Here is an 11,753-nt window from a genome sequence, read left to right on the forward strand (position 1 = left end):
CATTTTTATAGTTCTCCAACTCCCAGCAGAACCAAAAGTCAATGTTCCATATGTTCCATAATAATTTGAAGGCACTAACCCAACACCAAAATGCTGTCCGTCATTTGATTTAATATTGAATTGGTTATTAAATGTGCTTGTTGGCAAAACATCTGTCTTAAACCAACACTCAACAGAAAAAGGTTGCGAAGTATTTACAGAATATTCTGTATGGCCTAAAACTTTATCATCAACCCCATCAAAAGTCAACACACCACCATTTGCAGCGTCATAGCCAACACCATTTTGTAAAACCGCATCGTAGCCATTCGCACTCAAATCCAGCCAATCGGTAGCACTGGTTGCCAAGGGAGCCGGTGTGATCGCCGCCGTTAAGGGGGAAATGGCATCGCCTTCACATACACTTTGTGTTGCTGACGGACTTATAGTTGTTACAGTAGGACAATCTGCACTACTTTGAGCCCATAGCACAGGAGTGCAAGTGATTAAAAATAAATATAATGATATGTTTTTTAAACTGTACATTCTTTATTTATTTAAATTGGAGCTACTTTATTAATATTTCCAGTTCCTAAACACCCTGCAAACAGCTGGTCATTTGAGTCCATAGCCATGCTGCCTGGCGCGTCAATATCATTGGTTATTAAAGACTTAGCCACATAGTCACTGGTTTTTCCTTGTGCGGTAAGTTGAAGAATACCTAATAAAAGAAATGTATAAAACAGTAAAAACTTTAATGAGTACATTGCAAGTCAGTTTTTTATGCTACAAAAGTAACACTTGTCACGTACTCATTCTATGATATTTGTCACTCAAAGTTATATAAATAAGGTTAGTATAATTTTTGAATAGGTGTAAAATGACCTATTTAAAATTCAAAAACCAAATTGGATAAAATTTTTTAAAAAGTTAATTCTTTTTCCAAAAGCTTGCCTTCACGTTCTATAATAATAGTAATGGTCTGACCTTTTTCAAATTTGCTAAGTGCCTTCATGTAACTCATCATGTCAATAATTTCAAGCGCCTCCATTTTTTTTACAATATCTCCTTTTATCAAACCGGCATTATGCGCAGGTTTTCCTTCATGAATGCCATCAATACGCATTCCTTCTTCATTGAAAAGATAATCCGGAATCACCCCAAGGGTAACTTTAAAAGAGGGTGCCTCTGTAGATTCATCTTTTGTTTTAGTGAATAAGGGCGCGGGTTTATCGTTCATAATGGTTAGCAATGCTTCAATATAATCAACAACCAAATCAAGTCCGGCATAGTTAATCAATTCAGCATCATCGCTTGGTTTGTGATAGTTTTCATGTTGTCCGGTAAAAAAATGCAACACAGGCATGTCTTGAAGGTAAAATGACGTGTGATCAGAAGGCCCAACTCCTGAAACATGTTTTTTAATTTTGAAATCGGATACCAATAGGGAATCAATAATGGTATCCCAAACAGAAGCAGTTCCAGTGCCATGAATGGCAATTCGTTTTTCCGCATCCAATCTGCCAACCATATCCATATTAATCATAAAGGCAACAGATTTTATAGCAACTGTTGGGTTTTTCGCATAATAGTTTGAGCCCCAAAGACCTTCTTCTTCTCCTGTAAAAGCTAAAAAGAGGTAGTTATAGCTGTTAAGCTTTTTAGCAATAACACGTTCTGCCACAGCCAACATAGCGGCTACCCCGCTCGCATTGTCGTCAGCACCATTATGAATTTGTTTTTCGCTGCCGGCAAACAGTGACCCTCCCATTTCACCATAACCCAGGTGATCGTAATGCGCTCCAATAATCACTGTTTTATCAGCTTTGTTGTCTAAAAACCCAACAACATTATGTCCAATAATGGTTGCGGTATCTTTGATCATGCTGTGTGGATTTACTTTGGGTTTTACTTCAAATTCCTGTAGGTAAAATTCGGAATTGTCGATTCCTGATAAACCCAATTCCTTAAAGCGGTTTGAAATATAGTCAGCAGCCAATTTTTCACCCTCAGAGCCAATTAATCTGCCTTCCAACGCATCAGAAGCAAGATAAGCAATAGCTTCCTTCATTTCCGGGATTTGATTTTTTGTAAATTCAGGATGGAGTTTACATGAAAATAGCAGCAATAAAAAGATAGCTAAAAAAGGTCGCATATAAAAATTAAGAAATTTCATAATGGTAATTTAAGTGTTAATGGTTATATTTTTTGAAAGAATAAAGATACGTTATTATTAAAAAACAACAACGGTCAAATTAATGCATAAATAGTGAATGCTTAAAGAGTTTAAATTTTGTACAAATAATTAAAAAGAATGATATTAGTCATAATTTTTTATGTACCATAAGTTACCTTTGTATAAATTATTTAATTAATATTAAAATTAACAACATGAAAGTAATTAAAATTTTAACAATTATAGTAGTTGTTTCAGTAGCTTTAGTTTCCTTTACTACTTTAGTTCAGGAGGAATGGAAGGTACCAGCTAAATATGAAACTATGAAAAATCCTATTGCAGCCAAAACCGATGCGGCAATTGGAAAATCATTATACAGCAAACATTGCAAATCTTGTCATGGAGCTGAAGGATATGGTGATGGACCGAAAGCTGGTGACATGAATGGGGAATTAGGTGATTTTTCGACCAGTGATTTCCAAGCGCAGAGTGATGGTGCTTTGTTTTACAAAATAACTATTGGAAGAGATGATATGCCGGAATTTTCAAAAAAAATGCCAAGTGATGAAGATCGTTGGCTAATTGTAAATTACTTAAGAACTTTAGCAGAATAAAAGTAAGTTAGATTTTATTCTAAAATTTTAAATCTAAAAAAAAACCGAATATTATATTCGGTTTTTTTTTGGCCTTTTTTTTAAGGGTTCTGTCGCATCTGTGTAAAAACTGCTAAAAATCTATTTTTACTTAAAAAAGAGATGTTCAAAGGTCATTGTTTCCCCAAGGCAATCATATTACAAGCGGTTTATTTTAAATTAAGATCTAGTCTTGGTTATAGAGAGGCAGAAGAACTCCTGTCTGTCAGAGGCGTTAAAGTTGATGATCAATAAATAAGAATTTATTTACAGCAGTATATAGTATGCTTATTGGGCTATAAAGATATAAGATCATAAAATTTTAATATAATACCTTATATTGTTTACATTTACACATTAATGATTAAACAGAAATGTGTAACTTTATGATTGAACTACTAAGAAGTGTTCATTTAAGGAGGCAAATTGTTTTCAATATTCAAATTGGAACCATTAAGGAATCCTTAAAAATTATTCAATGACAACATTATTAAAATAATAGCATATGGAATTAGTACAAAAAGCATTAGAATTTGAGCAACGTAAATTGATATTAAAATCTACCAATGATCGTATTTTAGCTTCAAAAGAAGTTAAATTACTGATTTTATCTTTAAACGAAGTGTACAAGGAAACTAAAAATCCTGAATTAATGGATTTGATGAAAAGATTGACGGTTATAAAACAGAAAGTGGAAAAAAGGTTAAAATTACGGGTAACCATTTAAAAAATGAAAGCTGTAGCAATTGTAACCACCTTAATAGGCTTGTTTTTAGGAACATTTTCAACAAATCACAATTCAGAATTTATGAAATCGAAACCATCTATTTATGATATTTCTATCACTGGTTTAACTGGTGAAAAAATAGATTTATCGGCATTTAAAGGAAAAAAAATACTGATTGTAAATACAGCATCAGCATGCGGATTTACAAAACAATATGCTGATTTGCAAAAATTACATGAAAAGTATCAGGATAAGTTGGTGATTATTGGGGTGCCTTGTAATCAGTTTGGCGGACAAGAACCCGGTAATGCCCAAGAAATTCAATCGTTTTGTCAGGTGAATTATGGCGTTACATTTTTAATGACAGAGAAAGTTGATGTAAAAGGGGAGGGCCAACATCCATTATACCAATGGCTTACAAAAAAGGAGTTGAATGGGGTGAAAAGCAGTTCGGTAAAATGGAATTTTCAGAAATATTTGATAAATGAGCAAGGGAATTTTATGGATTATTATTTCTCCATTACCAATCCAATGAGCGCTAAAATCACAAAGCAACTCTAATGAAAAAGACGCTTTGGTTAATCGTTTTTTTAGTGATTAATTTTGGTGCTTTGGGAATTGGTGTTTTATTGATGAACAATGGACCCGGAAGCAGTTGGTACGCAGCGCTCAACAAAGCGCCATGGACACCGCCTGGCTGGTTTTTTGGTGTGGCATGGACCACCATAATGATCTGTTTTTCAATCTATATGACTTATTTAATTCAGGCAAAATCTACTTCGTTAATTTGGTTGTTGTTTTTTGCGCAATTCATTTTAAACACTTCCTGGAATTATATTTTTTTTAATCAGCATATGGTTTTATTGGGACTGTTGTTGATTGTGTTATTAACAGTTTTAGTCGGTTATTTTTTGGTGAATTTCAGAAATTTAATGAAACAAAAAACATGGTTAATCACCCCTTACTTTATTTGGCTCATTGTGGCAAGCTCCTTAAATGCCTATGTTTATTTTAATAATTAAATTTCAAATGGATTTTAGAAGTATTGGATTATAGGCATTCAATTATTTTGGTTTCCCGATTAATATGCAGCAGTATGGTCATTTTAGTTTTTACGGTACCATAATTGCATCAGTAATTAAATGCATATTAAACAATACAATAAAATGTGTTTATTGCAGTTTTTAAATTTCATAACCGTTCATTTCTAAGTTATTATTTAAAAAACACACAAAAGCACGAAATGTTAAACTTTTATGAATATTTTGACATAAGTTGGCAGAACAATTATAAATTCTTAATTTGCGCCATCTTAAATTTCGACATTAAACATGATGATATACAATGACTTATAAAACAATTTCCCTGTTGTTAATTGGATTTTTTTCCTTTATAACAAACCCTTCATTTTCCAATAAAGTACCAAGCCCAAAATTAGAGCTAGCAAATGTTTCTAACAATATGGCATCTAAAGCTGAAATTAGATACAACAGCTTGGTAACAAATAATTTTAAACTTCCTAAAATCGAAAGTTTTACCAAAGCGCTTCAAGCTTTTAATAAACTAAAAGAAAGCGGACGAATACAAAAGAATATTTTAACGTTGGTCGACTTTAGTTTGTCTTCAAATGAAAACCGTTTATGGGTAATTGACTTGAATAAAAACACCATTTTATTTCAATCTTTAGTAGCTCACGGTAGAAATTCAGGCAATGAATTTGCCGATGATTTTTCAAATATACCAGAATCTCATCAAAGCAGTTTAGGGTTATATTTAACGGGTGAAACATACATCGGAAAACATGGGTATTCTTTACGTTTAGATGGACAGGAAAAAGGAATTAACAGCAATGCAAGAAATAGAGCTATTGTTATTCACGGGGCAGATTATGTGTCGGAAAATTTCATAAAAAAACACGGCCGGTTGGGTAGAAGTTTCGGTTGCCCCTCTTTGCCAAATGAAGTTTCGAAAGAGATTATTGATGTCATTAAAGACAAATCGGGCCTGTTTGTTTATTATCCTTCTTAAAAATTTAATCTAGTTTTTTATACAAGTCCATGTCCAAATTGTAAAGGTCATCCCTAAATTGTAAACTGCCATTTTCACTCCAGGCAGTCCAATAAAAAATATGAATGTAAATAGCTTTGTTTAGATTTACCTGTGTGGTTTTACCCGTATTTATAGCCTCCGTAATTTGTTCTGAATTCCATTTTTCCGGATCATCCAAAAGATATTCTGTAAGTTCAAACGGATTTTCAACACGAATGCAGCCCGAACTCAATGCGCGAATATCTTTTTCAAAAAACCCTCGAGTATTGGTGTCGTGAAGATATACGGTAAATCGGTTTGGAAATACAAATTTAACCAATCCCAGCGCATTCGCTGAACCCGGACTTTGAACATAACGGTAGCTTCTTGCCCTATTGATACTCCAATTGCCAGCACTTACCACCTTGTTGTTCGAATCGTAAATGGTAATGTTTTTACTGCTGAAATAACCCCGGTTTCTGGCTGCGGCCGGGATAACATCTTTTCTTAAAATGGTTGGCGGTACCGTCCATGTCGGATTAAAAATTAAGTGGGTGAGTTTTGACGATAACACGGGCGTTTTTCTCGCGGCCCTGCCAATAATTACTTTGTGAGTTCTTAGGGTGTCCGAGTTTTTAACAACGCGTAACGTGTAATCCGGAATGTTAATAATCAAGTATTCATTTTCAAATGCTCTCGGATACCATCTCCAACGTTCCATATTGGCGATGATTTGCTTTTTTCGCTGTTCTTTGGTGAAGTTTAAAGCGCCTGTCGTTCCAATGCCAATTACGCCGTCGGGCGCCAGTCCGTGCCGCATTTGAAATATTTTAACCCCTAATTCTGTAGCTTCGTCATAAACGGGCGTTACGGTATCCAAAGGTTTTAAATCTCCCCAAAAAATCAATTTTTTTTTGATGTCAATCAATGCCGGATTTGAATCGTTTAATTCAATTTTATTTTTAATTTCAATTTTTTTAAAATGGTCTTTTGGCAAGTCATTTAAAATTTTAAGAGCGGTTTTTAGCCGTTTATAAACAAGGTGATTGGGCGATGCTTCATTTACAGCATAATCAAAGGAATCTTTTTTTTGAAAATTGAGCAGCAGTGTTTTAAAATTGATGTTGTTTTCTTTCAATTCCCAATTGGTGTAAAGTTTATTCGGGTTTAAACTTCCTTTGCTGACTTTTTCAACATAACGGCTCAAATTTTCAGTTAGCAAAATATCGTAATCTACCAAATCTGAATTTGATAAATTTTTGATATTTTCTTCTGAATTTTGTATTTTTTTTAGGTCAAAATCCTTCGGAAATAACCCGTCATCTTGTACATGGTTGAAAAGCGAAATGATTTTTACTCTGGTTGAATCCATCATCCAGAAAGTTTTATTTTGAATAGCGTTGTAAAAGACCATAACGCTCGAATCTTTTAAGGAAGCTATCCTGGCCGAATCGATCGGGATGATTTTACCCGCTTCAGTTATTTCAATTTTTGGAATCATAACAACTTTTGGGGGGGCTTTTTCTTCACAGGAAATAAGAAGAATGAGCATAAAAAATACAGAAAGTAATTTCATCGCATTTTCATTAGGTTCACCTTAAAGATAAGAATTTTGCCGAAGGAAAGCAAAATTAACAAGATTGATTTTTGATTTCAATATGGAACAAAATACCCGGATTCTGTAAGTTTAATTTTTTGAATGTCGTAGTATTTCCGCAGAAAAGGGCAGTAACAATTGGTGAAACAGGCAATGTTTTTCACCTGATACGGGAACAAATAGTTGGCTTATTGAAAATCAAAATAGAAATAAATATTGCGAATTATTCGAAAAAACAGACTTCTTATTAAGTCATAGCTAAAAAAATGATTATTATAAGATAAAATTTGTCAAATAAACAACCGTATGAAATGAAGTCGGCTTTAATGCAAATGGAATCAAAAAAAAATAAAATGGAAACGGAACATTCCTGCAAAATCACAAATACATAAAACCAATATTAAGGGCATCTTAAAAACAGTTTGGGTATCGTAGATCATAAATTTTCAAATTGACGTTTTTATAACTTTTTTTAAATTTGCACCCGTTCTTGCAACCATAATCGTTTAACTTGGCTGTAAAAAGGAAATAGACTAAAAAAACAATAAAAATGAGGATGACATTATTTGATAAAGTTTGGGACTCGCATGTGATTCGAAAAATTAATGACGGACCGGATGTGTTGTTTATTGACCGGCATTTGATTCATGAAGTTACTAGCCCGGTGGCGTTTTTGGGATTAAAAAGTAGAAATAATACCGTAATGTTTCCAAACAGAACTTTCGCTACAGCCGATCATAACACCCCAACCATAAACCAACATTTACCGGTTCAAGATCCTTTATCCGCAAATCAGTTAAAAGCATTGGAAGAAAATGCTGCAGAATACGGAATTACACATTGGGGATTGGGCCATCAAAAAAATGGAATTGTTCACGTTGTGGGGCCTGAAAACGGTATTACATTGCCTGGCGCAACCATTGTTTGCGGAGATTCACATACGTCAACGCACGGCGCTTTTGGCGCTATTGCTTTTGGTATTGGAACTTCGGAAGTTGAAATGGTACTGTCTTCACAATGTATTATGCAGCCCAAGCCTAAAAAAATGCGGATAAACGTAAATGGCGAACTCGGATTCGGCGTTACGCCAAAAGACGTGGCTCTGTACATTATTTCTAAACTTTCAACCTCAGGCGCCACAGGATATTTTGTGGAATATGCCGGCGAGGTATTTAAAAATATGAGCATGGAAGGGCGAATGACGGTTTGTAATTTAAGCATTGAAATGGGTGCTCGCGGAGGCATTATTGCCCCTGACGAAAAAACTTTTAACTATGTGGAAGGGCGTTTGTTTGCGCCAAAAGGAGCTGATTGGGATAAGGCAATGGATTTTTGGAAAACGCTGAAAACAGATGCTGATGCGGTTTTTGACAAAGAAATTAACTTTGATGCAAATGACATTGAGCCAATGATTACCTATGGTACAAATCCGGGAATGGGAACAGGAATTTCAACCCATATTCCGCAAGCCGAAGAGGTGGAAGGCGGCGTCGCTTCTTACCGAAAATCACTCGATTATATGGGGTTTCATGAAGGGGATACAATGATTGGAAAAAAAGTGGATTATGTATTTTTAGGAAGCTGCACCAACGGAAGAATTGAAGATTTCAGGGCTTTTGCTTCCATTGTAAAAGGAAGGAAAAAAGCGGACAATATTACGGCTTGGTTGGTTCCGGGTTCTCATGTTGTTGAAGAACAGATAAAAGAAGAAGGTTTATTGGATATTATCAATGCGGCCGGATTTGAATTGCGCGAACCTGGATGCTCTGCCTGTTTGGCCATGAACGACGATAAAGTTCCTGCAGGAAAAGTTGCGGTAAGTACTTCAAACAGAAATTTTGAAGGACGCCAGGGTCCCGGTTCCAGAACGATGCTCGCAAGTCCGTTAGTGGCAGCAGCAACAGCAGTTACCGGTGTTTTAACCGACCCAAGAACTTTACTAATTAATAATTAACAATGAATAATTAAAAAATCAATATTCCCCTCTTGAGAGGGGTTAGGGGTGTGTTTTTCTTTGAATTAACAATTAAAAAAATTGGCTAATTTTCACCACCAACCATCAACCATCAACCATCAACCAACATCTAACAACTTAAAACTTATAACCTACAACTTAAAACTTATAACTTATAACCTACAACTTATAACTAAAAAATAATGGCTTACGATAAATTTGAAAAATTAAAAAGCACAGCAGTGCCTTTGCCAATTGAAAATGTGGATACCGACCAAATTATTCCTGCACGTTTTTTAAAGGCAACAGAGCGCGTAGGCTTTGGCGACAATCTTTTTAGGGATTGGAGATACAATGCAGACAATACGCCAAAAAGAGACTTTGTATTGAATAATCCCATTTATAAAGGGAGAATATTGGTGGGAGGCAAAAATTTTGGTTCAGGATCTTCAAGGGAACATGCGGCTTGGGCGATTTATGATTACGGATTCAGGTGCGTAGTTTCGAGCTTCTTTGCGGATATTTTTAGAGGAAACTGTTTAAATATTGGGGTATTGCCTGTTCAGGTGAGCGCTGAATTTTTAGACAAAATTTATAAGGCAATTGAAGCAAATCCGAATACGGAAATGGAGATAAATCTGCCAAATCAAACCATTACTTTGTTGGATAGCGGGGAACAGGAATCATTTGACATCAATTCCTACAAAAAGGAAAATATGTTAAATGGCTATGATGATATTGATTATTTAACAAAAATGAAATCTGAAATTCAGGAATTTGCGGAAGCAAGACCTTTTTAACAGCATAATTTAATTAAAAGTGAACATCCCGTTGTTGTTCTTCAAAAGGAAGGAATTGCAATAAACCTTATGCAACATGAAAAAAAGAAAAATTGAAATCATGGATACGACACTTCGCGATGGTGAGCAAACCTCCGGAGTCTCTTTTTCATCGGCGGAGAAGCTTACGATTGCTAAGTTTTTACTGGAAGAACTTCATGTGGACAGAATTGAAATAGCTTCCGCAAGAGTTTCGGAAGGTGAATTTCAGGCGGTAAAAAATATTACGGATTGGGCAAATAATCACGGATTTATAAATAGCATAGAAGTGTTGACTTTTGTTGATGGAGGCCGGTCGATTGATTGGATGAAAAAATCAGGAGCAAAAGTTCAAAATTTATTGACCAAAGGTTCTTTAAATCACCTTACATATCAGCTTAAAAAAACACCTGAGGAACATTTTCATGAAATAAAAGAGGCTATTGAATCGGCAAAAAAAGAAGGGATAGCCACCAATGTGTATTTGGAAGATTGGAGCAACGGAATGCGAAATTCACCGGAATACGTTTTTCAATATTTAGCTTTTTTAGCCACGCAACCGATAGTCAGAATTTTATTGCCCGATACATTGGGCATATTAACACCTGCCGAAACCTATGAGTATTTTTCAAAAATAACGGCCAGATATCCCGATTTACATTTCGACTTTCACGCGCATAACGATTACGATTTAAGCGTTGCAAATGTGATGGAAGCTATTAATGCAGGGGCAAAAGGATTGCACATTACCGTGAACGGAATGGGGGAACGCGCGGGAAATGCACCATTGGCAAGTGTTGTTGCGGTAATTAACGACTTCTATAAAAAGGAAGTTGAAATTTCTGTAAAAGAAACTTCATTGTACGCTGCCAGTAAACTGATAGAAGTATTTTCGGGCATAAGGGTTCCGGCAAACAAACCGATTACAGGGGAAAATGTTTTTACCCAAACGGCAGGTATCCATGCAGATGGCGACAATAAAAATAATTTATATTTCAATGATTTATTGCCTGAGCGGTTTGGGAGAAAACGCTCTTATGCTTTAGGTAAAACTTCAGGGAAAGCAAATATTGAAAAAAATCTTCAAGAGTTGGGGTTGGAACTAAATGAAGAAGATTTAAAAAAAGTGACCAAGCGTATTATTGAATTGGGTGATTTAAAAGAGTCGGTTTCACAGGAAGATTTACCTTATATCATTTCTGATGTATTAAACAGTAATTTATATGAGGAAAAAATTAGTATTGATTCCTATGTGCTTACGCATTCTAAAGGGTTAAGACCATCTACAACCGTGGCAATAAAAATTGATGGAAAATTGTATGAAGAGCATGCCTATGGTGACGGACAGTTTGATGCTTTTATGAATGCAATCAGCAAATTGTATAAACGAAAAAAAATGCTGTTGCCTAAATTGGTGGATTATGCAGTTAGAATTCCTCCGGGAAGTACTTCCGATGCCTTATGCGAAACCATCATCACATGGGAAGCTTGTGATAAAAGATTTATTACAAGGGGACTGGATTCAGATCAAACAGTATCTGCGATTAAAGCCACTCAAAAGATGTTGAATATTTAAAATTATTCTGGCGCACCTTGCGGTTAATAATGAATAATTAATGATGAATAATTAAAGAGGAATAATTGAAAATTTATAATTCAAAATTCAAAATTATTCTATAAAACAATAAATATAAACAGATGAAACGAGCATTACAAATTTTGACACACAAAAGAATGATTAATGGCGAACAGCATCTGTTACCGCTAAAAAATAAAATTTAAACAGATGAAATTGACTATAGCTCTTTTAGCCGGCGACGGAATTGGTCCGGAAGTGATCGC

General features: G+C 35.0%; 12 protein-coding genes. 8 read left to right on the top strand and 4 right to left on the bottom strand.

The annotated features are described in order from the left end of the window. From ABY285_RS10920 to ABY285_RS10930, 3 genes are all read right to left on the bottom strand, one after another. A partial coding sequence (locus tag ABY285_RS10920; RefSeq protein ID WP_372769972.1) for a hypothetical protein occupies positions 1 to 525 on the bottom strand: 525 nt, incomplete at its 3' end. Between the two features lie 11 nt (positions 526 to 536). Next, on the bottom strand, positions 537 to 746 hold the full coding sequence (locus ABY285_RS10925) for a hypothetical protein (RefSeq protein WP_372769974.1): 210 nt from the start codon (positions 744 to 746) through the stop codon (positions 537 to 539). Positions 747 to 901: 155 nt separating this feature from the next. Then, positions 902 to 2,155: a M20/M25/M40 family metallo-hydrolase gene (locus ABY285_RS10930; RefSeq protein WP_372769976.1), complete on the bottom strand. Its 1,254-nt coding sequence runs from the start codon at positions 2,153 to 2,155 to the stop codon at positions 902 to 904. A 323-nt stretch (positions 2,156 to 2,478) separates the two neighbouring features. Here ABY285_RS10930 and ABY285_RS10935 point away from each other — a divergent pair, with 323 nt between their 5' ends. The 5 genes from ABY285_RS10935 to ABY285_RS10955 all read left to right on the top strand — a co-directional run bounded on the left by ABY285_RS10935 (position 2,479) and on the right by ABY285_RS10955 (position 5,542). Then, positions 2,479 to 2,769 (top strand): cytochrome c, encoded by a 291-nt coding sequence (locus tag ABY285_RS10935; protein WP_372769978.1) that lies wholly within the window; start codon positions 2,479 to 2,481, stop codon positions 2,767 to 2,769. A 523-nt stretch (positions 2,770 to 3,292) separates the two neighbouring features. Then, positions 3,293 to 3,514 (top strand): hypothetical protein, encoded by a 222-nt coding sequence (locus ABY285_RS10940; RefSeq protein WP_372769980.1) that lies wholly within the window; start codon positions 3,293 to 3,295, stop codon positions 3,512 to 3,514. An 81-nt stretch (positions 3,515 to 3,595) separates the two neighbouring features. After that, positions 3,596 to 4,075 carry a glutathione peroxidase gene (locus ABY285_RS10945; protein WP_372769994.1) on the top strand — a complete coding sequence of 160 codons (480 nt, stop codon included), beginning with the start codon at positions 3,596 to 3,598 and terminating at the stop codon, positions 4,073 to 4,075. After that, entirely contained in the window at positions 4,075 to 4,536 is a 462-nt protein-coding gene (locus tag ABY285_RS10950) for a TspO/MBR family protein (RefSeq protein ID WP_372769982.1), read from the top strand. The genes ABY285_RS10945 and ABY285_RS10950 overlap by 1 nt, the downstream gene beginning before the upstream one ends. Positions 4,537 to 4,858: 322 nt before the next feature. After that, on the top strand, positions 4,859 to 5,542 hold the full coding sequence (locus tag ABY285_RS10955) for a murein L,D-transpeptidase catalytic domain family protein (protein WP_372769984.1): 684 nt from the start codon (positions 4,859 to 4,861) through the stop codon (positions 5,540 to 5,542). Between the two features lie 4 nt (positions 5,543 to 5,546). Here ABY285_RS10955 and ABY285_RS10960 read toward each other — a convergent pair whose 3' ends face one another. Then, on the bottom strand, positions 5,547 to 7,118 hold the full coding sequence (locus ABY285_RS10960; protein ID WP_372769986.1) for a murein L,D-transpeptidase: 1,572 nt from the start codon (positions 7,116 to 7,118) through the stop codon (positions 5,547 to 5,549). Positions 7,119 to 7,689: 571 nt separating this feature from the next. Between ABY285_RS10960 and leuC the strand changes: the two genes are divergently transcribed. The 3 genes from leuC to ABY285_RS10975 all read left to right on the top strand — a co-directional run bounded on the left by leuC (position 7,690) and on the right by ABY285_RS10975 (position 11,487). After that, positions 7,690 to 9,093, top strand: a complete 1,404-nt coding sequence (gene leuC / locus ABY285_RS10965; protein WP_372769988.1) for a 3-isopropylmalate dehydratase large subunit — start codon at positions 7,690 to 7,692, stop codon at positions 9,091 to 9,093. A 203-nt stretch (positions 9,094 to 9,296) separates the two neighbouring features. Next, positions 9,297 to 9,893, top strand: a complete 597-nt coding sequence (gene leuD, locus ABY285_RS10970) for a 3-isopropylmalate dehydratase small subunit (RefSeq protein ID WP_372769990.1) — start codon at positions 9,297 to 9,299, stop codon at positions 9,891 to 9,893. 76 nt (positions 9,894 to 9,969) lie between these two features. Then, complete coding sequence (locus tag ABY285_RS10975) at positions 9,970 to 11,487, top strand: alpha-isopropylmalate synthase regulatory domain-containing protein (RefSeq protein ID WP_372769992.1); 1,518 nt, start codon at positions 9,970 to 9,972, stop codon at positions 11,485 to 11,487. Positions 11,488 to 11,753: the final 266 nt, after the last annotated feature.

It is taken from the genome of Lutibacter sp. (assembly GCF_041555395.1).
Taxonomy (GTDB): domain Bacteria; phylum Bacteroidota; class Bacteroidia; order Flavobacteriales; family Flavobacteriaceae; genus Lutibacter.

Bases quoted from the DNA above. Each gene is read 5' to 3' on its own strand.
- ABY285_RS10925 (WP_372769974.1), bottom strand. From the start codon at position 746: ATGTACTCATTAAAGTTTTTACTGTTTTATACATTTCTTTTATTAGGT.
- ABY285_RS10930 (WP_372769976.1), bottom strand. From the start codon at position 2,155: ATGAAATTTCTTAATTTTTATATGCGACCTTTTTTAGCTATCTTTTTA.
- ABY285_RS10935 (WP_372769978.1), top strand. From the start codon at position 2,479: ATGAAAAATCCTATTGCAGCCAAAACCGATGCGGCAATTGGAAAATCA.
- ABY285_RS10940 (WP_372769980.1), top strand. From the start codon at position 3,293: ATGGAATTAGTACAAAAAGCATTAGAATTTGAGCAACGTAAATTGATA.
- ABY285_RS10945 (WP_372769994.1), top strand. From the start codon at position 3,596: ATGAAATCGAAACCATCTATTTATGATATTTCTATCACTGGTTTAACT.
- ABY285_RS10950 (WP_372769982.1), top strand. From the start codon at position 4,075: ATGAAAAAGACGCTTTGGTTAATCGTTTTTTTAGTGATTAATTTTGGT.
- ABY285_RS10955 (WP_372769984.1), top strand. From the start codon at position 4,859: ATGACTTATAAAACAATTTCCCTGTTGTTAATTGGATTTTTTTCCTTT.
- ABY285_RS10960 (WP_372769986.1), bottom strand. From the start codon at position 7,118: ATGAAATTACTTTCTGTATTTTTTATGCTCATTCTTCTTATTTCCTGT.
- leuC (WP_372769988.1), top strand. From the start codon at position 7,690: ATGAGGATGACATTATTTGATAAAGTTTGGGACTCGCATGTGATTCGA.
- leuD (WP_372769990.1), top strand. From the start codon at position 9,297: ATGGCTTACGATAAATTTGAAAAATTAAAAAGCACAGCAGTGCCTTTG.
- ABY285_RS10975 (WP_372769992.1), top strand. From the start codon at position 9,970: ATGAAAAAAAGAAAAATTGAAATCATGGATACGACACTTCGCGATGGT.